Annotated in this window: 22 protein-coding genes and 1 other RNA gene; 18 read left to right on the top strand and 5 right to left on the bottom strand. The window is 39.3% G+C overall.

The annotated features are described in order from the left end of the window. Nucleotides 1-20 precede the first annotated feature (20 nt). From G529_RS0109675 to G529_RS16405, 7 genes are all read left to right on the top strand, one after another. Nucleotides 21-1376, top strand: a complete 1356-nt coding sequence (locus tag G529_RS0109675) for a mechanosensitive ion channel (RefSeq protein WP_026915332.1) — start codon at nt 21-23, stop codon at nt 1374-1376. A gap of 102 nt (nt 1377-1478) precedes the next feature. Then, nucleotides 1479-2114 carry a hypothetical protein gene (locus tag G529_RS0109670; protein ID WP_026915331.1) on the top strand — a complete coding sequence of 212 codons (636 nt, stop codon included), beginning with the start codon at nt 1479-1481 and terminating at the stop codon, nt 2112-2114. Further along, entirely contained in the window at nt 2114-2422 is a 309-nt protein-coding gene (locus tag G529_RS0109665) for a winged helix-turn-helix domain-containing protein (RefSeq protein WP_026915330.1), read from the top strand. Before G529_RS0109670 ends, G529_RS0109665 begins: the two co-directional genes overlap by 1 nt. Nucleotides 2423-2485: 63 nt before the next feature. Continuing rightward, nucleotides 2486-2770, top strand: coding sequence for a hypothetical protein (locus G529_RS0109660; protein WP_026915329.1), 285 nt, complete (start codon nt 2486-2488; stop codon nt 2768-2770). An 11-nt stretch (nt 2771-2781) separates the two neighbouring features. Next, nucleotides 2782-3552 carry an oxygenase MpaB family protein gene (locus tag G529_RS0109655; RefSeq protein WP_026915328.1) on the top strand — a complete coding sequence of 257 codons (771 nt, stop codon included), beginning with the start codon at nt 2782-2784 and terminating at the stop codon, nt 3550-3552. 21 nt (nt 3553-3573) lie between these two features. Further along, complete coding sequence (gene creD / locus G529_RS0109650; RefSeq protein ID WP_026915327.1) at nt 3574-4953, top strand: cell envelope integrity protein CreD; 1380 nt, start codon at nt 3574-3576, stop codon at nt 4951-4953. 49 nt (nt 4954-5002) lie between these two features. Beyond that, the gene (locus G529_RS16405; RefSeq protein WP_084509782.1) at nt 5003-5395 is read left to right on the top strand and encodes a ribosomal maturation YjgA family protein; all 393 of its coding nucleotides are present in this window, start codon (nt 5003-5005) and stop codon (nt 5393-5395) included. On the opposite strand, the gene G529_RS0109645 is transcribed toward G529_RS16405, so the two are convergent. From G529_RS0109645 to G529_RS0109630, 3 genes are all read right to left on the bottom strand, one after another. Next, nucleotides 5354-7342 (bottom strand): alpha/beta hydrolase family protein, encoded by a 1989-nt coding sequence (locus G529_RS0109645; protein WP_026915326.1) that lies wholly within the window; start codon nt 7340-7342, stop codon nt 5354-5356. The two genes, G529_RS16405 and G529_RS0109645, sit on opposite strands and share 42 nt — an antisense overlap. Nucleotides 7343-7465: 123 nt before the next feature. Next, nucleotides 7466-8296 (bottom strand): endonuclease/exonuclease/phosphatase family protein, encoded by an 831-nt coding sequence (locus G529_RS15735; protein WP_035696038.1) that lies wholly within the window; start codon nt 8294-8296, stop codon nt 7466-7468. 4 nt (nt 8297-8300) lie between these two features. After that, on the bottom strand, nt 8301-9509 hold the full coding sequence (locus tag G529_RS0109630) for an NAD(P)-dependent oxidoreductase (protein ID WP_026915323.1): 1209 nt from the start codon (nt 9507-9509) through the stop codon (nt 8301-8303). A 264-nt stretch (nt 9510-9773) separates the two neighbouring features. On the opposite strand from G529_RS0109630, the gene ssrA reads away from it, so the two are divergent. Continuing rightward, nucleotides 9774-10173: a transfer-messenger RNA gene (ssrA, locus tag G529_RS16400) on the top strand. A gap of 210 nt (nt 10174-10383) precedes the next feature. On the opposite strand, the gene G529_RS0109615 is transcribed toward ssrA, so the two are convergent. After that, on the bottom strand, nt 10384-10956 hold the full coding sequence (locus G529_RS0109615) for a hypothetical protein (protein WP_026915322.1): 573 nt from the start codon (nt 10954-10956) through the stop codon (nt 10384-10386). A 676-nt stretch (nt 10957-11632) separates the two neighbouring features. Here G529_RS0109615 and G529_RS0109610 point away from each other — a divergent pair. The 8 genes from G529_RS0109610 to G529_RS0109565 all read left to right on the top strand — a co-directional run bounded on the left by G529_RS0109610 (nt 11633) and on the right by G529_RS0109565 (nt 18183). Next, nucleotides 11633-12730: a sensor histidine kinase gene (locus tag G529_RS0109610; RefSeq protein WP_026915321.1), complete on the top strand. Its 1098-nt coding sequence runs from the start codon at nt 11633-11635 to the stop codon at nt 12728-12730. Nucleotides 12731-12733: 3 nt separating this feature from the next. Then, nucleotides 12734-14056 (top strand): sigma-54-dependent transcriptional regulator, encoded by a 1323-nt coding sequence (locus G529_RS0109605; RefSeq protein WP_026915320.1) that lies wholly within the window; start codon nt 12734-12736, stop codon nt 14054-14056. Nucleotides 14057-14245: 189 nt separating this feature from the next. Further along, nucleotides 14246-14407: a hypothetical protein gene (locus tag G529_RS16540; RefSeq protein ID WP_157514601.1), complete on the top strand. Its 162-nt coding sequence runs from the start codon at nt 14246-14248 to the stop codon at nt 14405-14407. A gap of 6 nt (nt 14408-14413) precedes the next feature. Then, nucleotides 14414-15694, top strand: coding sequence for a Glu/Leu/Phe/Val family dehydrogenase (locus tag G529_RS0109595; protein ID WP_026915318.1), 1281 nt, complete (start codon nt 14414-14416; stop codon nt 15692-15694). A 26-nt stretch (nt 15695-15720) separates the two neighbouring features. Then, nucleotides 15721-16164, top strand: a complete 444-nt coding sequence (locus tag G529_RS0109590) for a GreA/GreB family elongation factor (protein ID WP_026915317.1) — start codon at nt 15721-15723, stop codon at nt 16162-16164. Beyond that, the gene (locus tag G529_RS0109585; protein ID WP_026915316.1) at nt 16133-16555 is read left to right on the top strand and encodes a hypothetical protein; all 423 of its coding nucleotides are present in this window, start codon (nt 16133-16135) and stop codon (nt 16553-16555) included. Before G529_RS0109590 ends, G529_RS0109585 begins: the two co-directional genes overlap by 32 nt. A 374-nt stretch (nt 16556-16929) precedes the next feature. After that, on the top strand, nt 16930-17445 hold the full coding sequence (locus tag G529_RS16810) for a cyclic-phosphate processing receiver domain-containing protein (protein WP_051201409.1): 516 nt from the start codon (nt 16930-16932) through the stop codon (nt 17443-17445). Between the two features lie 339 nt (nt 17446-17784). After that, nucleotides 17785-18183 (top strand): hypothetical protein, encoded by a 399-nt coding sequence (locus tag G529_RS0109565; RefSeq protein ID WP_026915314.1) that lies wholly within the window; start codon nt 17785-17787, stop codon nt 18181-18183. Between the two features lie 9 nt (nt 18184-18192). Here G529_RS0109565 and G529_RS0109560 read toward each other — a convergent pair whose 3' ends face one another. Next, nucleotides 18193-19671 carry a helix-turn-helix domain-containing protein gene (locus G529_RS0109560; RefSeq protein ID WP_026915313.1) on the bottom strand — a complete coding sequence of 493 codons (1479 nt, stop codon included), beginning with the start codon at nt 19669-19671 and terminating at the stop codon, nt 18193-18195. Nucleotides 19672-19790: 119 nt separating this feature from the next. On the opposite strand from G529_RS0109560, the gene aceB reads away from it, so the two are divergent. Together aceB and G529_RS0109550 are read left to right on the top strand one after the other, a co-directional pair. Continuing rightward, on the top strand, nt 19791-21389 hold the full coding sequence (gene aceB / locus G529_RS0109555) for a malate synthase A (RefSeq protein WP_026915312.1): 1599 nt from the start codon (nt 19791-19793) through the stop codon (nt 21387-21389). A gap of 81 nt (nt 21390-21470) precedes the next feature. Then, the gene (locus tag G529_RS0109550) at nt 21471-23090 is read left to right on the top strand and encodes an isocitrate lyase (RefSeq protein WP_026915311.1); all 1620 of its coding nucleotides are present in this window, start codon (nt 21471-21473) and stop codon (nt 23088-23090) included. The last annotated feature ends 116 nt before the right edge of the window (nt 23091-23206 follow it).

Raw genomic sequence — 23206 nt, 5'->3', positions numbered from 1 at the left:
CTAACTAACAAAATTAAATTATGAGAAATGAACTGGAAAATATTGCAGACAGGATCAGTGATTTCCTGCCAGACCTGCTAGGTGCTTTACTGGTCTTATTGATAGGCTGGCTTATCGCCAAGGGTATCAAAGCGGTTATTGTACGATTGCTGAAAAGAACCCGTTGGGACGAGCGTGTTTTCGGCAAAGGTAAGATTGAGGATACCAACGTGTTTCTTGCCAACATCGTGTACTACGTTATCATGATCATCGTGATCCTGATCGTTCTGGAAATTTTAGGTGTCGATCAGGTACTCACTCCACTGGAAAATATGGTGAATGAATTCCTTAGCTTTATTCCTAATCTTGTCGCTGCGATCCTTATTGGATTTATAGGTTATATCCTGGCTAAGTTTGTCTCCAATCTTATTAATATAGGAGGAACATTCCTGGATAGCATGGTTGATAAAACAGGTTTTAAGGACACCGATAAGCTTATAAACATTCTTAAGAAAGTAGTGTTTATCGTTATTTTTATTCCTTTCCTTATCCAGGCATTCAACGCTTTGGAACTGGACGCCATTTCAGGTCCGGCAAATGATATTCTTGCAGATTTCACAGCATTGATTGGTGAGATCCTGATCGCAGGAATTATTCTGGCTGTATTCATCTGGGGTGGAAAATATCTTGCGAACTTCCTGGAGGATTTGTTTAGAAGTATGGGACTTGACCGGGCTGCAGAAAAGATCCATATTCATAATATGATTGGCAGAGATCAGTCTCTTTCAAAAATAGTGGCGAACCTGGTTTATTTCTTCCTGGTTTTCTTCGGAATTATAACCGCTGTCGAGATCATAGGTCTTACACAATTAACTGAAATTCTTGACCAGATCCTGATGTTAACAGGACAAATCCTCTTTGGATTGATCATACTTGCCGTTGGAAATTATATTTCCCTGCTTATCTATAATAGTATGAGCAAGGCAGACGGAAGCAATTTCGTAGCGAAGATAGTTCGCTGGGCATCACTGGCCCTGTTTCTTGCCATAGCGCTGGAAACCATGGGAATTGCCAATGAAATCGTTGAGCTTGCCTTCGGCCTGACCCTGGGAGCGATCGCAGTCGCGGTGGCGCTGAGCTATGGACTTGGTGGTCGTGAAGCAGCCGGAGAGCATTTTAAAGAAATTGTTCAGAAGCTGAAAGATGATAATTCCAATATTAAACATGGTGGAAGTACTAACCCTCCACACACGCCAAGCAATACTGGAAACATGGGAACTACTGGTACCACTCCAGATACCGGAACCCGACCAGGAAATATAAACGATCCCGCCAATCCAAACAGACCAGATAACCCATCACCGGGAAGATCTGATGAAAACAGGTTGGACCTCTAGATTACCTGAAAATTGTAAACCCGCAAATTTTGCGGGTTTTTTTATTCTGTACTTGCAGGAACCATAATTTTAGACTTACTTTGTTTTTCAAAGTACTTTAAAATGGAGAACGAAAAGTATCTTAAAGATCTCACTGAGATCAGGAACATGATGAGTCAGTCATCTCGTTTTATCTCGCTGAGCGGACTGTCTGGAGTATTTGCAGGGATTTATGCCATTGCCGGCGCACTGGTTGCTGCAAAAATCTTATCCTACGAACCTTCAGTTTATACAAATAGCCAATCCTATATCGCCACTACCAATACAGATCTTGTGACGCAATTAGTGATGGTAGCTGCTGCGGTACTCGTGCTCGCCATTGGAACTGCTATTGTACTTACCACCAGGAAAGCTAAAATGCAAGGGAAGAAGATATGGGACAGCACCAGTAGAAGGTTACTGCTCAATTTTTTCGCACCTCTGCTGGCAGGCGGAATTTTTTGCCTCGTCCTTTTGCAATACCAGATCATTGGTCTCATTGCTCCGGCGATGCTTATTTTTTACGGCCTGGCATTAATTCACGCGAGCAAGTATACATTTTCAGATTTAAAAAGTTTGGGGTATGCCAATGTAATTCTAGGTCTTATCGCCACCCAGTTTATCGGCTACGGAATCGTGTTCTGGGCATTGGGATTCGGTATCTTTCACATCGTTTACGGTGTGTGGATGTATAACAAATATGACCGAAAAGCGGCCTGATGAAAAACATTATCAGTAATATAAATAAAGCCTTTGATCACAGGATCAGGTTAGGCATCATGAGTATTCTGATGGTGAATGAGTTTGCCGACTTTAAAACTTTAAAGGAACTGCTTGGTGCGACAGATGGAAACGTTGCAAGTCATACCAAAGCGCTCGAAAAACAGCATTATATTAAAGTGGAAAAATCATTTATAGACAGAAAACCAAATACCAGGTACCTGGTAACCGATACCGGAAGAAAGGCTTTTCAGGAGCATCTGGGCGCCCTGGAAAAATTACTAAACACGAAAAATGAAATTCAATAACACTATTTTTTTGAACATCTACTTTGTATTTCAAAGTACTTAGCTAATTCTAAATATTCAATTATGAAAACTAAAAATGTATTGATCATCCTGGCGATAGTTGGCGCCATATTACTTATCCCCTTCATTGGCAGCCAGGTATCTACTGAATTGAACTGGAGCAGTTCAGACTTTGTGATCATGGGAACCTTATTATTCTTAACCGGGCTTGCCATCAATTTCGCCTTAAGCAGACTCAAAACCTTTCGGAGCAGGTTGATCGCCTGCGCCGTGATAATTTTTGTGCTTTTGATTGTATGGGCAGAACTCGCCGTGGGTATTTTCGGAACTCCTTTCGCAGGAAGTTAATAAAACCTGGTATGGGATATTTTGTACATAAAGATTCGATCGTGCGAAAGATCTGGGGTAATGCCGATACCATATTGCTGGTTTTCGCAGGTGCTTCTGCTGAATTTGCTTTGAACAAAGCTGTAGACTGGCTTTTCTATACCGGGAAACTACCAGCCAACCCATTGGACAGACTTTTCAGCACAGTGGAATATGCTCGAAAAATTGTTTTTGCTGAAAAATCTTCAGCTGAAGCTGCCATCAGAAATATCAACGCTATTCATTCTTCCGTAGAAAGTTCCAGAGGCAGTCATATTCCCCAGTGGGCTTACAGGGATGTACTTTTTATGCTCATAGATTACAGTATTCGATCCTATGAAGTCCTTGTAGAAAATTTAACTTCAGAAGAGAAAGAGGAAGTTTTCCATGTGTTCTGGCGCATGGGTACACTTATGAAAATTGAAGAACTACCAGTCAGTTTTGACGCGTTTGAACAACAAAGAGCCATTCATCTTCAGCAGCATTTGTACTATGGAGATTTTAGTAAGGCCTTATACCGAAGCTATCGCGAGCACCTGGGACCGGTTCGCTATTTTTTACTGAAGCAGACTCAAAAGTTTCTATTACCTGCTGAAGTAAGAAAGCATTTGAACATGAGTTCGCTTAGTATTTTAAAATCTTTATTATGGATCTACAGCCTGAGTAAAAATCTTGAAGCAGACCGCAGACTACGCAAGATCATCCTACCCAATCAATATCTAAACCAGATTGAAGATCTGGATCATCAACCTATCACCATCTAATCATCATATAACAATCAAAAAATGGACAGTCAATCACAAAATTCATTGCACGGGAATCGCTTTATCAACTCTGTGAAGAATTCGATCACCACCAGGTTATTATTTATTTGCTTTTTATGCCTTGTAATGCTTATTCCTCTTAACATGGTGGAAGATCTTATCCATGAACGCAAAAATCGGCAACATGGCGTGGTCTCTGAAATTAGCGAAAAATGGGGTGAAAAAGTAGTTATATATGGACCCATTCTCAAAATTCCGTATAAAGTATATCAGCAAAAAGAACTCATCAATTCCAGTACAGGCAAGACATTGGAGCAGGTCGAAAGGATTAAATACTTCTATATTTTTCCGCAGGAACTTGAAATTAGCTCCACTGTAGATCCGGAACTTAAAAAGCGTGGGATTTTTGAAACCGCGGTTTACAAAAGCAAAACCAATCTGTCTGGAGCTTACGATCTCGAATCCATAGAAAGTGACGAAATTACAGCTCAGGATATTCTATGGGATAAAGCTCAATTCGTCTTTAAAACTTCAAATCTACGCGGCATCGATGAGCAAATTAGCATCGAGGCAGCTGGCAGTTCCTACAATTTCAATTCCAGATATCAGTCTTCAGGTAAATCAACACAACAGCCAGTCATGCATTTAATGGAAAGTTCCAATCTAAAAAGCTTAGATCTTCCTGAACGGAAATCACTAAAATTTGATATGAACCTTTCTATTAAGGGAAGTTCAGAAATAGCATTTATACCCATTGGTAAAACTACAAGCGCCAGCATTTCTTCTCAATGGAAAACCAAAAGTTTTACCGGGGAATTTCTGCCTCAAAAAAGTGATAAGCTAAGTGAAGGTGGTTTTCAGGCTTCATGGAAAGTGCTGGACATCAATCGTCCCTTCCCTCAACTATTCTATGGGTCTTTACCAGATCTCAATGAATTTGCTTTTGGTGTGGACTTTATGATCCCTGTGGATGAATACCAGAAAAGCGAACGCGCTACAAAATATGGGATTTTGATCATTGGCCTTACGTTTCTGATCTTCTTTTTAATCCAAACGCTCAGTAAAATTGCCATCCACCCTTTCCAGTATCTCATGATTGGACTTGGACTGTTGATGTTTTACACCTTACTCATTTCCATATCTGAACACAGTAGTTTCTTTACAGCTTACCTCATCGCGGGAGCTGCGGTTATTTGCATGATTAGTCTGTACTCGCGAAGTATTTTAAAAGGCTGGAAATTTCCTTTGTTTATTGCCATATCCCTACTCGCGTTGCATACTTTTATATATATTATCATACAGCTGGAAAGTTATGCCTTGCTGGTAGGAAGCGTTGGATTATTTATAATTCTGGGAACGGTGATGTATGTTTCCAGGAAGATTGACTGGCAGAATCACTAATATAAATGGAGGGTGGTGGTCATTACTGCCGCCCTACTCTATTTCTAAGATGAAATTTAGCCGAAAAATATACTTCTCTGCATTCCTGATTCTATTGCTGATAGAATGCCTCATCGCTTTGTATATTCATGATGAATTCATCAGGCCTTACTTTGGAGATTTTCTGGTCGTAATTCTTATTTACTGTTTACTGATGACCACTTTTAATACAACATGCAGGCAGGCACTCTGGATTAGCATTTTAGTAGCCTTTGCAGTTGAATTTTCTCAGTATTTTCGATTGATTTATTACCTGAGTGATGCTCCACCGGCTATTTTAAAGATCATACTTGGAAGTAGTTATTCAACCCTGGACCTCATCGCCTATTCCTGCGGAATATTATGCGTGTGGCTAATAGAATCAGTAACTTTCAGAATTCGAGGCTCCTTCAGAATTTTTTGAATTTTCAGTAAAAAACTCCTTTGCCTGTTCTAGAATATAGCCCATACTTTTACTGTCTTCCAGTGAATGGCCTACACCTTCTATGACTCTTAAAGTTGCATCTTTATCTTCTTTTTTTAATTCTTCATACATGTTCTCTGCATGCTCCAAAGGAACTACGGGATCAAAACGTCCATGCACAATCATCAATGGTTTGTTGATATTCTGTGCCAGATACACCGGAGACATTTGTTTTAGAAAATTTGAGTTTTTATCGCCTAATGCGGCGTTCCAGAACTCATAAGAGAAACCCTCTTCGTCATTTTTCAATTCTTTCATCCAGCTTTTAATATCAGTAGGAGCCGAAAGTGCCACGGCGCTGTTATACAGTTGAGGATATTTCATGAGACTCATATAAGCGGCATACCCTCCATAACTATGACCAAACAAATAAACTTCAGCAGCATCAATAGGGTATTTATCGATGGTCCAGCTTACACCATCAGCTATATCATCTATCATTACCGTATTGATCGCACTTATTCCAGCCTTTAGAAATTTCTTCCCAAAGCCGGTTGAACCCCTAAAGTTAATACGCAAAGTAGCGTAACCCCGATTGGCAAAAAATTGAGAAAAACCATCAAGTTCAAAATAATCCCGTGCCCATGGGCCTCCATGAGGAATCACTACCAGCGGTAAATTTTTTGAATTGTTCTGGGAAGGAATATTAAGGTAGCCACTTACTCTTTCCCCATCACGGGTAGTAAAGGAAATCGACCTCACTTTCGTTAATTGATACGTATCCAAATCTTCATTTAGAAATGTAATAGGCGTATAGGTGGTATCAGCAAGATCGAAAACTACAATATTACCAGACTTTCTTTCATTCCACTGATGAACAACAAAACGTTTCTTTGCAACATCTGTATCAATAATGTCATGAAAATAGGCTGGAAATTGCTCCATAAGTTCCTGATGCCCCTGTTCCAAAGATTTATCGAACCACTTATAATACGGTGTGATACCTTCGAATTTAATTCCAGCCAATTCACCAGTATCCGGACTTGTATAAATCTCCAGGTCTGATCCAAAAAAGTCGCCGGCATCATAGTTCTGGTCTGCAATGATCGTTTCCACATTCCTGGTACGAAGATCATAGCTTATTAACTTACGAGTATCACTATTGGCCGTAGAACCCAGGAACAGTTTGTCATCTGCAGAAATTTTTCTGAAAAAAGTATATTCCTGGTTCATGACGGTCTCTCCCTTAATATCTACAGAATATGCTTTATCTCCTATATGAATTGTAAATGGTCTAACATCTCCAGTTACCTGATTTATCTCAAAAAATTCGATCCCAGAATCTTCTTTTCTCGCTCCAAGTCTAACTTTTCCATGGCTATCAAGAATCCAGATGTTTATTTCAGACTCTGTCCCATCTGCAACGATCGTTTTCTCTCCGGTAAACAGATTTACCTTTTCAATATTGGCAAAGCCTTTGTAATTGAAAGTTTCCACCAGGATCTCGTCTTTATTCCCAGGAAGTAAATTGACTACATGGTTGTATTTAAACTTACTGTAAGCAGAACCCTTTGATTTTTCCTGAAAATCGATATGCCCCACCAGCATTCTGGTATTCTTTCCATCACGGTCAATTATAAAAATTCTCCCTTCCGACTCAAAGATCAGCCGTTCATCATTCACCCAGTATAAATCATCAATAGTTCCCTTGGCTAGTGGGATCTGGTGTAATACTTTTCGATCGTTAATATCGATGATCACCAGTTCTGTCGTCCCATTATTCAGATATATTTCAGCAAAATAATCCCCTCCCGGAGCTATTTTAAAATCAGATTTGAGAGAATGTTCAAAGAAAAGATCTGCGGGAATAATTGAGTTTATGGAATCCTGAGCAGTGCAAATTTGGGCGCTTAGTAAGATAATAAGCGATAGAAATAGTTTGTTCATATCATTGGGTAGAGCTCCAAAGATATCAAATTTTATGAGTTTTTTAAGACTTCCGGTAACATCTAAAATTTCTCGGAAGTTTGAGAGGCTTATTGCTAATATCTATGAGCACTTTAAAATGAATTACCTGATTTCTGTTTCGATTAACACCGGCAAATGATCTGAAGGATATTTCAGATCCTTTGAATCACTCAGTACAGCATGTTTTTTAACCAGCACCTGCTCGCTAACGAAAATATAATCGATACGTCTCTCTACGGGCTGGTCAAATTGGAATCCATTAAATGTTCCGGTAGGTCCAAAAGTATGTTTTGCAAGGCTTTTGGAGTCCTTAAGTTCTTTCATAATATGAAGTACGCCTTCTGCATCTGGTTCCAAATTGAGATCACCCAAAAGAAAAACTGGAAGTGCATTCGTGTTGAGTTCTGCAATTTTTTCCAGAATTAACTCAGCACTTTTAGTCCTGGCATTCTTACCTTTATGATCAAAATGAGTATTGAATACCCAGAATTCAGCTTTGCTATTCTTATTTCTGAATCTGGCATATGTACAGATTCTGGGAAGAGCAGCATCCCAACCCGTTGAAACTTTTCCAGGAGTTTCTGAAAGCCAGAAATTGCCGGTATCGATCACATCAAATTCTTCTTTTTTATAAAGTATCGCGGTATACTCCCCTTTTTCCTTACCATCTTCCCTGGCCACGCCCAGATACCCGTATTCGCCTATCTTCAGTAGAAAATGATCGATCTGTAGTTTAAGAGCTTCCTGGAGTCCGATGATTTCCGGTTCGTAAAACTGGATTTGATCTGCTAGAAATTCCTTTCTTTTTGACCAGCTGTTTTCACCATCATTCTCATTGGCATACTTGATATTATAGCTCATCAGGTTTAGCTGCTGCGCACTACAAACGCAGGTGAAAAGTACTATGAGAATACTGCTGAAAAATTTGAACATGCCGCTACTCTTTTCCATCTATAAAATCCTGTAAATATGAGTATAAAGGTGTTAGCTTTCCATTCGAGGTCATTTTCGATCTGCCCAGAATTGTTTCTTGATCCCCGTCAAAAAAAGCTGGAATCACATGTTTAAGAAACATCTCTCCAAAGCCTTCACTTGCATCTTTGGGTAATTCACAGGGTAAATTATCCACGGCCATTACGGCAAGAGCATTTTTGCTTTTAAAATCCACCTCAGTATTTGTGTTCAAGTCAACACCATAAAAAGGCTCTGCAATGGTGGATGGTCGAATAGTACTCGCTATGGGCCCCGCAATATCACAGGAAATATCTGCCACATATTTTATGCGGAAATCTTTGTGCTGCATATCTTCTTCAGAATAAAATACGGGTGCGCCCTCGCCATAAAAATGCCCGGCTATAAAGACATCGCTGGTTTTGGCAAATTTCATAAAATCTGACTCGTAATTCTGCGGGACTTTATAAAATTCCATCCTGCTTCCTTCTGCTCCGTCTTTTCTTCTGGCGTAATCCAGCACATCGATATGACAGAAAACCGGTTCACTGAATTCGTTTACCAGAAACGTATCAGGATCTATCTTCTTGATCTTTAAATGCTCGAGGATCTCTCTAGCACCATACGCCACTTTCCCGCTTCCGGTGAGGACGAACTTATAATCTGGTAATTCTATCTTATCCAGTTCGGCAAGCATAGCATCCAGGTCTGGTAAAGCTTCTGCCTTGGGAAGTTCAAATTTGCCTTCTTTGATGCCTATGGAACGAATCCCGTTATAAGCTCCAACAAGGCCGGCATATCTGCCAAAACCAATTAACCTGGCATCGTTTTTCGCGGTTACCACTTCATGATCATACAATTCGATATTCTTTGAGAGAATTGCACGAAGCAGATCACGGTTATAGGGCTGCTTTTTGATGGTATGCGAAAAGAAAAAGTACTTTTTGTCAGGTATCAGATCTGGAATAGGCACTTCCTTGACGCCTAAAAGTACGTCGCAATCGCTTATATCTTCGGAAACTTCAAAACCTGCCTCACGATATTCGTCATCGCTAAAGATCCTTATATCAGAACTTTCCACTTTAAAACTAGCTTCCTGAAAACGGGCTACTGCCTCTTTCAGCATTTGTGGAGAGAACACCACACGCCTGTCTGGCGGTGTTTTTCGTTCTTTGATCAGGGCGAATTTTATCATATATGGTATGGGTTTTGCAGTTTAGGCAGCAACTCAAAGATATAAATTAAAATGAGTATCTTTGCAGGCCCGATTGTAATATGCAATCGGAATTCTTTGAAAATTTTGCGTTAGGGATAGCAGCGGAAATCCTTTTTGTGAAGTATGAGCAAAAAGATTGAAGCGAATAGCCCGCCGCGACGTCCTGAGCCCTGAGCTTGTCGAAGGGACGAAGGGAGGAGCGGAACGCCCAGAAGATTACAAAGAAAATGTTCATTATTTTATGGGGTCGACTTGGTTTTGACAGCGAGTCTAATTGAGTTGTAAGCACGTAGAGCGCCGGGATATAGCTCTTAAATCTCATGTTTCACACTTTTTCAAACGGCGAGAATAACTACGCCTTGGCTGCGTAACCGAATTACAGTAGGTTATACTTAGTCCCTGCAAGGCAGGGAGCCGAGATGTCTCGTGGAGGCCTTGATTTACGGCATCCACAACAGAGGCACCGATAAAGTAAATATAGGAAGCTCAGGGTCTTGATGAGTTTCTGAAACTTAATCGAGAATACGTGTAAAGTTGGTGGTTTTCGGCCGGCTTTACATCGACAATCAAGTGAAAACTAAACGTGTAGAAAGCTTCTGAATTGCTTGTTTGGACGAGGGTTCGAATCCCTCCGACTCCACAAATAAACGCAGCCGGGCTGCGGATTAAAATTTAAAAGATCTGCCAGGTACTTACCTGAGCAGATCTTTTTGTTTTAAAACACCTGGACTGAAAGGACAGCCAGATGCATTTACCGGATGGGGAGAACAAGGTTGAGGCGAAGCCAGCCACTCCGACTCCACTCTATAGCCCCGAATCATCAATGATTACGGGGCTTTTTGTTTTTAGGTGACTAATGAATGGAGGTATAGTCTTTTGTTAAGATAGGTTTTGAAACCTTCTGCCAGTAGTCTTGTAATGCCGATTGAATAAAGTAATAAACGATTGAATAAATATCTGTCTGAGGATTATAGACTTTATACTTTTGAAGTCCATTTTCATAGATCTCTACATACATAGCATCGGTATATACTGGTTGATCTTTCTTTTCGTCCAGAATTTTTTCAAAGTGAAATAATAGGGAGTCAGAATATTGGATGGTTTTACTGTTATTGGAGATTAAAATAGAATCCTTATCAAAAATTTTATATCTATTTCTTATTTCTTCGAGTTCTCTATGCTCTTCAGCAGTATTCCACTTTCCACGTAATTCATCTACTCTTTTTTGATCACGCAGACTATAGCTTTTTCTTTCCGAAGAGAGCTTATATACGATTAAACTAGAGACATTTTGCCTTCTGGCAAGTTCGATTTTATACTCTTTTTCCGAACTAGTGTATGAAATATCTGCTCTAACTTTACAACGATTTTGCGAATAGACCATCGAGCCAAATGCACAGAAAATTAGAATCAAAAAAGTTCTCATAATTAAATTTTCCTGAAAATAATAATAAAAGTATACTAATGAATTCTTTTTTGATTTGGATTATCATTTACAGATCCGGTGACAATTTAAAGTGATAGGATTACCTATTACTTACTAAATAATCAAATGATAATAAGTTTAAGTCTTTCAATAAATCAGGCTCTTAACAAGGAAACATACGGTTAAGTAAATTTAATACAGAACAAGCTCGACAATCACTCACAATAACATTGTGATTTGAATCAAACAAATCATGCCGAATTTTATCGAGCAGGATTTATGTGTAAAATACCTGGTCCGTCAGGAAAGAAAAACTTCTCTAAATACTATTATCAGGTCAACTTCAAGGAGTTCAAGAATGATTATATATTGATGCGTGATTCCATAACTGAAAATCCGCTATTAGTAATATATTCCTTACTGAAAAATCAAGTAGACAACATCACGCCTACTCAGATAAAAATTTCCAAGAATGCCTCGACGTTCATTTCACAAAGTTGGCGGGAGGATTATATTTATAGCTGATCGCAAAAAGGCCTGAAAGAAAATAATTAACTTAAGCATTATTCCCAGTTTAAGTATATAATATTTCTTGATCCTTAACGATCGCGGAATCATCATAAGTAAACCCTAAATTTTGGAATGCTAGAATCATTCAGTTCGAAAACCTATATAAATGCCGAAAGAAATCTCCTTATCTAAAAAACTCGAAGAACGTATCAAGGAACTGTCCTGCCTTTACGAGGTTTCCTCCGCGATTCGTAAACATTCAGATTCAGTTGATAACACGATGGAAGAAATTTGTGAGATTACAAAGAAAGCCTGGTTCTACCCAAACCATGCGATCGTTGAGCTGAAAGTAGATGAGCTTCAGATTTCAACTTCAGATATTCCAGAAAGTTCTATTGTTCAGGAAAGCCTTATCAGCCTTTTCAATGAAACCAAAGGATCAATCAAGGTATATTATGATACTGAGAAGCTAAAAAGCGCATACTTTCTGGAAGAAGAACAAAAGCTTTTAAACAAAATATCGATCGAGATTAGTGAATTTTTTGAACGCAGAGAAATCACCAGAAAGGAAGAACTTTTAAAAAGAAGTGCAGAGCGAAATGACCGACTTTCCATTTTAGGAGAAATAACTGCGGGGATTGCCCATGAACTAAATACACCTCTTGGAAATATTCTGGGTTTTGCGGAATTGATCAAATCAAAAACTCAGGAAAACCAAACCGGAAAAGACACAGGCAAGATCATTAAAGCAGCTATTTATTCTCGCGAAATTGTAAAAAAATTAATGTTCTTTGCTTGTGAAATGCCGCAGCATCAAGAGTTCGTTCAGATCAAACCAATCATTGACCAGGCATTGAAATTACTATCTCAAAATTTTTACAAAGCAGAGGTTAGTTATAAATTTAAAATTGACAATCCCGATCTGGAAGCTCAAATTGACACGATTCAGTTTACCCAGGTACTTTTTAATCTGCTTATTAATGCTATTTACGCTTCCCCTAAAAAAAGCCTCATCTCTATTCAAGTAACCAACACGGATTCCCATTTTTTATTGGAAATTGAAGACCAGGGCCCTGGTATTCCAGCCGATCTAAATGCCAGGATCTACGAACCATTTTTCACTACAAAGCCTGTAGGAGAAGGTTCAGGGTTAGGACTTAGTGTAGTTCATGGAATTATTAAAAGTCATCGCGGAGAAATCATTAATTTTGATAATAAACCTACAGGAACTGTTTTTCAAATTAAGCTACCTCTAAAAATGTAAGTTATGCTGCTAAAAAAGGCTAATATTCTCATAGTTGATGATGATTATGACATGCTTGAATTAGTACAACGTCAACTTCAGGAGCAACACTTTCACTCTTACAAGGCGGCTTCAGTAAAGGAAGCGATCGATATTCTAAAGTTCAATGCTGTGGATCTTCTAATTACCGATCTGCAAATGCCTGGTATTGGTGGAATGGAACTCATAAAATATGTAGAAGAACATTTTCCCAAAGTTCCGAAGCTGGTCATCACCGGATACCCTTCCATGGACGGCGCATTGAATGCCATGAGATCTGGTGCACTGGATTATATCGTAAAACCATTTACTGCGGAAGAATTAAAACAATCTGTAGAGAAATCACTTCCTAAAAAATCCCAGAATTCTGAAGTCCCAATTGCATCCACTAACAAAGCAACAGCTTATGCCGGAATTGTAGGTAATTCAGAAAAGATCGAACAACTTATTGATCTCATAGAACGGGTTAAGAATAACCGCGCCACCGTATTAATTCAGGGCGAAAGCGGGACGGGTAAAGAACTGGTTGCACGAGCTATTCACTATAAAGGTTCCTTTGCTGCAAACCCTTTTATCGCTGTTAACTGTGGTGCTATCCCGGGAGAACTTCTGGAAGCCGAACTTTTTGGTTATAGGAAAGGAGCATTTACAGGAGCGAATGAGGATCGACCCGGTTTTTTCCAGGCTGCTGCCGGTGGTACAATCTTCCTGGATGAAATTGGCACTGCTCCATTAACTGTTCAAACACGATTATTGAGAGTACTTCAGGAGAAAGAAGTTCGGAGAATTGGAGAACAGAAAGCTAAAAAAATAGAACTCCGCATAGTCGCTGCAACAAATAGTGACCTCCTACAGATGGTTGAAAAAGGAAGTTTTAGAGAAGATCTCTATTACAGGCTAAATGTTGTGAATATCGAAACCCCTCCACTTCGGGACCATAAGAGTGATATCGCGCTACTCGCTAAGAATTTTCTTCGAAAATATGCTTCAGAATATGCCAGACCACGAATAGAATTCACTCCAAAAGCCCTGGAAATACTGGAAAGATATAACTGGCCTGGAAATGTGCGTGAACTGGAAAATGTGGTTCAAAGAGCTATTATTATGAGCGAAGACTGTATCGATTTAGAACAACTTCCAGATCATCTCAAATACCCGGTCCCAGACCATAATTCTACTTCAAAATCTTTGAAGGAAGTGGAAATGGAACATATTCTTAAAATCATGGCCAGTGTGGATAATAATAAAACCAAAGCAGCCGAAATTCTGCAAATCGATCGTAAAACACTTCGAAAAAAGCTAAACTAACGATCAAATAGTACCGGTACGTTTCTTCCCAGCCGGGGCGCTTCTCCTCGATTTAAATAGAGTTATAATTATTCTTTTATTATATAAGTTACTGGTTATCAGTAGTATAAATTTTATTTTGTGAAATATTCTTAGCACGGGCATAGGTTTTGACTTTCTGTAATCAGAAAAAATTAAATCTATGACCGAATGAATTTGATTAAGGAAATAGCTAAAGTCACTATTCCAAATAGGGAGCATCCTGAAGGTATCACCCAGGAAATGCTCAAAGGCTTATGCTTCAACTGCGACAATCGCAGAACCTGTACCTGGAAAGAGGACAGAAAATTTCATTGTGAACACTTTCAATAATACAAAATGATAAACACTAAAAAAGTGATTAAACAATCTATGTACGAGACCGTAATGAACCAGTTCAACAATACGGCAGATATGATAGATTTGAACCCAAATATCAGAAAGATCCTGGGTATTACCAATAATGAAATCATTGTTCATTTTCCAGTTAAAATGGACAATGGCAAAGTGGAGGTTTTTACCGGATACCGTGTTCAACATAATAATGCATTAGGACCTTACAAAGGCGGACTTCGATACCACGATACGGTAGATATTGATGCTGCCAAGGCACTTGCGATGTGGATGACCTGGAAAACTTCCCTCGCCGGACTACCATTCGGTGGCGCAAAAGGAGGTATTCAGATAGATCCTCGAAATTATTCCGATTCAGAGCTGGAACGCATTACCCGTAGATTCACCTATGCTCTGGGCGAAAACATTGGACCGGAACATGACATCCCTGCGCCAGATGTAAATACCAATCCGCAGACCATGGCCTGGATCGTAGACACCTATATGTCTACCATTTCATCTTCAGAACGTTCACATAATCAACATGTAGTGACCGGAAAACCCGTAGGAGCAGGAGGTCTGGAAGGTCGTGATCGTGCAACCGGGTTTGGGGTATATCTATCCATTAAGTTATTGCTGGAAACCGAACAGCAAGATCTAAAAGATAAAAGATTCATCGTACAGGGATTTGGAAATGTAGGCTACTGGGCATCCCACTTTTTATCTCAGGATGGCGCAAAGCTAATAGCTGTTCAGGATGCGCACGCGACAGTATACAACGAAGATGGAATAGATACTGAAGCTTTGGCTCAGCATTGTGAACCCAGAAAAGGATCGATAAAAGGATTCGATGGCGCTACGGAAATAGACGCTGATGAATTCTTCGGGCTGGATTGCGACATCGTCATTCCTGCAGCTCTGGGGAACCAGATCACTGCTGAAAATGCCTTTAAAATCAAAGCTTCGATCGTTGCTGAAGGAGCCAACGGACCTACAGATAAAGAGGGTGAAAAAATTCTGCTTCAAAATGGAGTGAAGATCATTCCTGATATTTTCTGCAACTCTGGTGGTGTAATTGGAAGTTATTTTGAATGGCTTCAGAATAGAAACGGAGAGTTATGGCAGCTGGATGAGGTGATGGCCAAGATCCAGAAGAAATTAACCGAAAACTTTCATAAGATCCATAATGAAGTAAATAAGCGTGAGGTGGACTGGAGAACAGCGGCATTTATCCTGGCTATTTCCAGAGTAGAAACGGCCTACAAACAAAGAGGGATTTTTCCTTAATAGGACTGCAATTAAATAAGTAAGAAATGAAATACGGAGAATTAATAATTGAGAAAAAGGAATATGATTTTCTAAAACAAATCATGTCGCTGGCCAAATACTACAAAGATACCTCGTACAAAGCATCGATCCATAAATTGAATGAGGAGCTCAAAAGTGCAAACGTGGTAAGCAATGCTAAGATGCCTGCAGATGTGATTCGACTGAATTCGTTTGTAAGTATTAAAACTGCCTACTCAGTAGAAAGAACCTACCAGATCGTGACTCCAGACAAAGGTGATTTGCGTAAGAACAGGATCTCTGTTCTGGCTCCCATGGGACTTGCGCTTTTTGGATACGCAAAGGGAGACAACATTACCTGGACCTTTCCACTTGGAGAAAGTCACATACATATCCAGGAAGTAAAACAAATAGAATCAGGATTAATGAATATGAACTATGATAAGCAACATTCAGGAACACCACAGTGAAGAGGAGATAGAAACAATCAGGCTTCAAAATGAGGTTAGGCAATGGAAACTCGAACTGGATTTTGTGGCTCAGGAAATTGAATTTTACCTGGATATTTTTAATTCTTCACTTATTAAAAGAACAAAGGTAAATCGTGTTGATGCTGAATATCTCTTCAATCAATTCCAGGATCTAAGGGAGGTAAATCACGGTATTTTGAAAACCTGTCAGAAATTTCTTCCCAGGCTGGATGAAATGAATGAATGTGATGATATACAGTGTGACCATGCTTTTATTAATGCTCATATCGTTTTACGTAAAAAGATTGAAAAGCACCTGAAGGAGGTGCGGAATATAAAATATTCAGCCTTCTGCTTTTTGAAGGATGGGATTGAAAAGTTTTTAGATTAATTAATTCAACAAACCTAGTTGGTCCAGATAGTCTTCGCCATTTTCTTCTCGTAGGGTTTAGAGAAGAAGTTAATTTTCAGCACTATTAATGCGCGGGCTATCTGGTTTTTTAAAGATCAATATTATGAAAAGTAAATTTTACAAGAGCTTGTGTTTAGTGATCGCTGCAGTTCTATGCAGGTCAATTTATCTACATCAGGATTTCTATTATCGCATTTGGGAAGAAAACCTGTATACCGTATTGTTTATTGGCGCCATTTTCATGCTATTCATTTTTCTCGTGGTGCGAATTCAAAAAATTTAGGAGATCCCCGGGTTCATTTTACTATAGTCTGCTCTGTTTTTAAATTCACCAACCTTTGAGATATTTTTTAATGAAAGCTTACCACAGTCATATTCTTCGGAATCTTTTGAACCTGAAAGACTTATTTTCAATTGGGTCGCAGAATCTCTTTACTTTGAATAGACCAGCTTTTCTAAAAGAATCAGTCTCAGTTGCTATTAAAAAAAACAGAAAGGCTCATCGTAAAACGCTAATATGGTTGGATGACCGAATCAATCCCCTTGAGAAAAAAATGGATTGGCTGGCGTTCAGTCCCATTGGCCGTGATGTCAATATTATATGGCTGAAAGAGATCAATGAATTTCAAACCTGGATCCATACAAATGGATTGCCAGATGCAATTTGTTTTGATTACGATTTAAGCAATTCATTCAATGGCTTTGATTGTGCCGAAGTACTGATCGATTATTGCTATAATCATCAACTGCTACCACCGCAATGGTCTTCTCACAGCACTAATCCTGAAGGTAAAGCGCGAATTAACAGACTTCTCAAGAATTACCTGATCTTAGCCAAACGCATGAATTTTAAAAGTTTTACAGATTAGAAGCACCAAACTCAGAAGGCAGCTGATCCTTCAATCCTGAAAGCATCTGAAACTTACCTTTTTCCGTCATTTTCTTCAGACTAAGCACAATTTACTCTCAGCTCCGTCATTCTCTATTTTTTTCTTCGGAAATATCCTTTACTACGCTTCAGCATTCAGAATAAATTCTAGCTGTGGAAATTAGAAAATATCTCCATCATCGAAGTTCCCTAAATATGTAGTATTCTGAATAAGTCTGGAGTTATAATTTCTCATGACCCGAAAAGACTTAACTTTCCTCTGAAATTTCGTCAAACAAGACGATCCTTCTAAATTTCAGAAGTATTTAAATTGAAGAACATGGAAAGTAGCCCATCAAGCATTCGCAAAGGATTTATTCTCGCCGGTTTAATGAACATGTCGGTGCTCTTATTTTCAAAACTATTTACCAACCCGGTTATTCCTAAGTTTGACCCGGTGGTAATGTCTAATTTCGGCTTATTAATGATCCTGATATGGGGTTTGGCTTATATTTCAGTCGCAAATAATTACCATAGAGTGAAGTGGCTAATCGCAGTTTTTGCTATAGAAAAATTTATTTATGGTTTTACATGGATCAACTGGCATCTTAATAATAGCATTACAGAGGTGTTCGATAAAGATCTTTTTGCCGGAATGTTCTATGCGGTGTATGGTGTGAATGACTGGATTTTCTTCCTGTTCTTTACCTATGTATTTTTCAATTTACTTAAAAACTAGAAAGAGTTATTAAGCTTGGAACTTAGCCGTTAATTCATCTACAATAGACTCTATTTTACTGTTCTTCTCGCGCTTTTCCAGAACGATCGCAGGTGCCTTTCTTACTTTACAGTCGGAAATAGCGCAACGCTCACAGGTCACTCCAACATTCTTTCTAACAATATTTTGATCCTCGAGGAATTTTAGCTTTCGCTCCAGTTGTTTATTAATTAGCAAACCAATGCTGATACTTCTAAATTGATTTTCTCTAAAAGGGTCTTTGGTTGCTGAAGAAAAAATTAGATACCTGTTTTCATGACTGGGATAATTGGAGATCTGCACATCAAATTCGTGTGAGTTCTTAGACTTACTGATTTCTTTGATCACCTTTAACGACATCCAGCGCCTACAGTAATGCTCGTTGGTTTCATTCGCACGAGGGGAATGATGGTGGGTTAAGTGCAATTCTTTGTTCAAATAAAACTTACCGCTATCCGCTTTATGCGTGATCCTTAGGAAAAACAGGTTCTTTATGTTGAATTCCTTCGGAAGGATATTGGTAAGCCTCTGGTAGAATGTTTCCGGAGAAGCATTAAAATTATGCATCATATTCAGAAAATGAACATGATCAAAGTTTTCCTTCTGAAATAGATTTTCCAACTGGATGGTAAGTTCATCCTTCGGGATCACTAATGCTCCTGCAAAATAGGAGGCATAAAAGTTATTTAAGACCTGATCAAATCTTTCAAATTTTATCCACGGAAAAGAATGCAGCCGATCTGAAATTTCGAGGTAATTATATGCGAGTTCCTTTGCAAATATAAAACTGCGCTGAGCTTCATCTATTCCCTTTGCCAGCAGAAGGGTATTGGTTTTCGGAACAAAGACAGAGCGCAAATTCTCTAAAGCTTCAAATTTATCTAGCTCTTCTTCGTTAATTACATATTGATACTCCTCTACCAGAATCTCCTCAAGCACTTTGGAACCTGGTGATTTGGTAAGATCTACCTGGTAAGCTTTTGAAAATTTTAAAACCTGCTGTTCCAGATCATCAAAGTAATTGTTATTCGCTTCCTGAAAAGATCGAACCGAAGCCAGGAAAAAGCTTTCCCTGCTAAAGTTATAGTGCTTGGCTATTTCAATAATGGTACTAATGAAGGCATTCACCTTTGCCGGAGCATTGGAAACTATATCGATAAGGTTGCTCTCCTTGATCCCGAATAATTCAAGCGGAATTTCTTTAAGGATCTTTGACTGAAGTAATTCTCCTATTGGCGCGAGGTTCTTATCAAGCTTAAGGGAGACCATTTGATCATAAGGAACCTCTAATTTATCTGATAGTAATGCAATTTTATCAGGTTTAGGATATTTTTTTCCGTTCTCGATCTCATTCAAATATGACTTGGAAAGCCCTGAAAGTTTGGACAATCCAAATAGAGATAAACTCTTCTCAATCCTTATCTGCTTTAACTTTAATCCAAAAATTAGCTTGATATAATCTTCCTCCATAGAATCAAATATAAACAATTCTGCGAATACTGATGTTTTGCGAATAATATCTTTAAGCGAACGTTCGCTTGTTTTATTGAATTCTTTATTATAATATTGTCATGTAAAACACTAACACCATGGAAAACAACACACTAAACTCATTACAATTAAACTTCAGTAAAAAGGTTAGTAATTATTATCCACAGATCCTTTCCGAAGAAGCTCTAGAGTTTCTAATCGCATTACATGAAAAATTCAACCACAAAAGACTTGCTCTTCTCGAGAAAAGAGAAGCTCAGCAGCAACATTTTGATTCCGGGAACGTACCTGAGTTTCCTGCTGAAACAGCTTCCATAAGAAATGGAGACTGGAAAGCAGGTCAGATCCCAGCAGATCTTCAAGACCGGCGAGTTGAGATCACCGGACCGGTAGACAGGAAAATGATCATCAATGCATTAAACTCGGGCGCCAGAACTTTCATGGCAGACCTGGAAGACAGTACCTCTCCTACTTGGGAAAATGTGATTGAAGGTCAGCAAAACCTTAAAGATGCAAATGCAGGAACTATCTCACTGGAAGACGCTGCACGTGGAAAATCCTATACTTTGAACCCTGACCCAGCAGTCCTCCTCGTGCGACCAAGAGGTTTACACCTTAACGAAAAGCATCTTTTAATTAGTGAAGAAGAAGCATCTGGAAGCCTTGTAGATTTTGGCCTGTATGTATTTCATAATACCAAAACGATGCTTGGAAATGGTACAGCACCTTACTTTTACTTGCCAAAACTCGAACACTACGAAGAAGCCCGCTGGTGGAATGAGGTTTTTGTTTTCGCACAGGAATACCTCAATGTTCCCACAGGTACATTTAAAGCAACCGTACTGGTTGAAACGATCACAGCCAGCTTCCAGTTAGATGAGATTATCTACGAACTAAAAGACCATATTGTTGGACTTAATTGCGGTCGCTGGGACTATATATTTTCCTATATCAAGAAGTTCAGAAACCGTCCTGATTTCGTTGTTCCTAATCGTGATCAGGTCACCATGACCTCTCCATTTATGGATGCTTATTCGAAACTGGTAATTCAGAAATGTCACAAAAGAGGAATTCTGGCAATTGGCGGAATGGCTGCCCAAATTCCAATTAAGAATAATCCGCGTGCCAATGACGAAGCGATCGAAAAAGTTCGAAAAGACAAGGAAAGAGAAGTTATGAACGGTCATGACGGCACCTGGGTAGCTCACCCTGCTTTAGTTGAAGTAGCTCTAAAGGAGTTTAACAAACATATGCCTGAAGCTAATCAAATGAAAGTATCCAGGGATGATTTAAAAATAACAGAGCAGGATCTACTCAAAATTCCTGAAGGTACTGTTACTGAAGAAGGAATTAGAAAAAATATCAATGTAGGCATACTGTACCTGGAAGCCTGGCTGCGTGGATATGGTGCGGTCGCTCTATACAACCTGATGGAGGACGCTGCTACTGCTGAAATCTCACGAACACAATTATGGCAATGGCTCAAAAATGAAGTGGTTCTCGAAGATGGCAGGAAATTTAATATGGAACTTTATATTGAAATATTTGAAGATGAAATTGAGAAGATCATTACCGAATATGGCGAGTCCAATATTAAGAACACAAAATTCGAATTGGCTTTTAAACTTTTTGACACGCTGGTTATTTCTGAAAGATTCGAAGAATTCTTAACGCTCCCAGCATATAAACATATATAAAAAATGTCTCGCAACTACTGGCATAGATTGCGAGACCCAATTATCAAACTTTAGACAAACTTAATAATCAATTACAAAATTATGGAAAATTTATCTCATTCGAATTATCGATCTGCGCTCAAAACAGTGAAGGAATTAAAAAAGAAGTACGGAGAGAGCTGGAACTCAGTAAAACCTGAACATGCAGCTAGAATGATAAGTCAGAATCGTTTTCGAACAGGACTCGATATTGCAAAATACACCGCTGGTATCATGAGGAAAGATATGGCTGCTTATGATGCCGACTCTTCCAAATACACTCAATCTCTTGGTAGCTGGCACGGATTTGTGGCTCAGCAAAATATGATCGCCGTAAAAAAGCACCATAAAACCACCAGCAGGAAATATCTGTATCTTTCTGGATGGATGGTCGCTGCCTTACGCTCTGAGTTTGGGCCATTGCCAGATCAATCCATGCATGAAAAGACTGCTGTTCCTGCCCTGATTAAGGAGATATATACTTTCCTGAGACAGGCAGACGCCGTGGAACTCAACGATCTATTCAAAAGACTTGAAAGAGGGGAAGATGTTCAGGCTGAAATCGACAGTTTTGAAACGCATGTGGTTCCTATTATTGCTGATATTGATGCTGGCTTCGGAAATGAGGAAGCAACTTATCTTCTGGCCAAAGAAATGATCGAAGCGGGTGCCTGCGCCATTCAGATCGAAAACCAGGTTTCAGATGCAAAACAGTGCGGCCATCAGGATGGAAAAGTAACTGTGCCTCATGAAGATTTTATCGCCAAACTTAATGCTGTGCGATATGCCTTTCTTGAACTGGGTGTTGAAGATGGTGTGATCGTGGCCAGAACCGACTCTGAAGGTGCCGGTCTTACCCAGAAGTTACCAGTAAGCACAGAACCTGGAGATCTGGCTTCAAAATACCTGGCCTTTGTGGAAGCTGAAGCCATTGACATAAATGATGCCTGCGAAGACGACGTTCTTCTAAAACGCGATGGAAAACTGGTGCGACCAGTTCGTTTGCCTAATGGATTATACAAGTTTAAAGAGGGCTCTAACATAGATAGGGTGGTACTGGATTGTATTACCAGTTTACAGCATGGTGCAGATCTACTATGGATAGAAACTCCAACGCCCAATGTAAAGCAAATAGCGCATATGGTGAACCGCGTGAGAGAAGTAGTTCCAAACGCTAAACTGGTTTACAATAATTCCCCATCTTTCAACTGGACCCTGAATTTTAGGAACCAGGCCTACGAAGAGATGCTTGCTGAAGGAGAAAATATGACTGCTTACGATAGAAATAATCTCATGGCCGCAGACTATGATGGGTCTGAATTGTGTCACCGAGCAGATGAGAAGATCAGGACATTTCAAAAAGATGCTGCTCGGGAAGCCGGAGTATTTCACCACTTGATCACCTTGCCTACATATCACACAACGGCACTTCATATGAATGATCTTACAAAAGGTTATTTTTCAGAAGAAGGAATGCTGGCCTACGTAGAGGGTGTCCAGAGACAGGAGATCAGAAAAGGAGTATCCTGCGTTAAACACCAGAGGATGGCAGGATCTGACCTTGGAGATGATCACAAAAGTTTCTTCGCCGGAGAAAATGCTTTGAAGGCCGGAGGTGAGAAAAATACCAGTAACCAGTTTACCGATAAGACTCCCGGTAAGAAGCTAGAACTAGTAAATTAATTTTAGAACTAAGTTACAGCTCCCTGTATTTCTTGAGAATGACAGGGAGCTTCTTTTATGAAAGAAAATTGCGGTCACATAGAAAGACTGCAGATCAACCTCATTTAAGATGACTT

Source organism: Christiangramia portivictoriae DSM 23547 (assembly GCF_000423045.1).
Lineage (GTDB): Bacteria > Bacteroidota > Bacteroidia > Flavobacteriales > Flavobacteriaceae > Christiangramia > Christiangramia portivictoriae.
This window is presented reverse-complemented; position numbering and strand designations above follow the sequence as displayed.

Coding starts and splice junctions, on each gene's coding strand:
- G529_RS0109675 (WP_026915332.1), top strand. CDS start 21: ATGAGAAATGAACTGGAAAATATTGCAGACAGGATCAGTGATTTCCTG.
- G529_RS0109670 (WP_026915331.1), top strand. CDS start 1,479: ATGGAGAACGAAAAGTATCTTAAAGATCTCACTGAGATCAGGAACATG.
- G529_RS0109665 (WP_026915330.1), top strand. CDS start 2,114: ATGAAAAACATTATCAGTAATATAAATAAAGCCTTTGATCACAGGATC.
- G529_RS0109660 (WP_026915329.1), top strand. CDS start 2,486: ATGAAAACTAAAAATGTATTGATCATCCTGGCGATAGTTGGCGCCATA.
- G529_RS0109655 (WP_026915328.1), top strand. CDS start 2,782: ATGGGATATTTTGTACATAAAGATTCGATCGTGCGAAAGATCTGGGGT.
- creD (WP_026915327.1), top strand. CDS start 3,574: ATGGACAGTCAATCACAAAATTCATTGCACGGGAATCGCTTTATCAAC.
- G529_RS16405 (WP_084509782.1), top strand. CDS start 5,003: ATGAAATTTAGCCGAAAAATATACTTCTCTGCATTCCTGATTCTATTG.
- G529_RS0109645 (WP_026915326.1), bottom strand. CDS start 7,342: ATGAACAAACTATTTCTATCGCTTATTATCTTACTAAGCGCCCAAATT.
- G529_RS15735 (WP_035696038.1), bottom strand. CDS start 8,296: ATGTTCAAATTTTTCAGCAGTATTCTCATAGTACTTTTCACCTGCGTT.
- G529_RS0109630 (WP_026915323.1), bottom strand. CDS start 9,509: ATGATAAAATTCGCCCTGATCAAAGAACGAAAAACACCGCCAGACAGG.
- G529_RS0109615 (WP_026915322.1), bottom strand. CDS start 10,956: ATGAGAACTTTTTTGATTCTAATTTTCTGTGCATTTGGCTCGATGGTC.
- G529_RS0109610 (WP_026915321.1), top strand. CDS start 11,633: ATGCCGAAAGAAATCTCCTTATCTAAAAAACTCGAAGAACGTATCAAG.
- G529_RS0109605 (WP_026915320.1), top strand. CDS start 12,734: ATGCTGCTAAAAAAGGCTAATATTCTCATAGTTGATGATGATTATGAC.
- G529_RS16540 (WP_157514601.1), top strand. CDS start 14,246: ATGAATTTGATTAAGGAAATAGCTAAAGTCACTATTCCAAATAGGGAG.
- G529_RS0109595 (WP_026915318.1), top strand. CDS start 14,414: ATGATAAACACTAAAAAAGTGATTAAACAATCTATGTACGAGACCGTA.
- G529_RS0109590 (WP_026915317.1), top strand. CDS start 15,721: ATGAAATACGGAGAATTAATAATTGAGAAAAAGGAATATGATTTTCTA.
- G529_RS0109585 (WP_026915316.1), top strand. CDS start 16,133: ATGATAAGCAACATTCAGGAACACCACAGTGAAGAGGAGATAGAAACA.
- G529_RS16810 (WP_051201409.1), top strand. CDS start 16,930: ATGAAAGCTTACCACAGTCATATTCTTCGGAATCTTTTGAACCTGAAA.
- G529_RS0109565 (WP_026915314.1), top strand. CDS start 17,785: ATGGAAAGTAGCCCATCAAGCATTCGCAAAGGATTTATTCTCGCCGGT.
- G529_RS0109560 (WP_026915313.1), bottom strand. CDS start 19,671: ATGGAGGAAGATTATATCAAGCTAATTTTTGGATTAAAGTTAAAGCAG.
- aceB (WP_026915312.1), top strand. CDS start 19,791: ATGGAAAACAACACACTAAACTCATTACAATTAAACTTCAGTAAAAAG.
- G529_RS0109550 (WP_026915311.1), top strand. CDS start 21,471: ATGGAAAATTTATCTCATTCGAATTATCGATCTGCGCTCAAAACAGTG.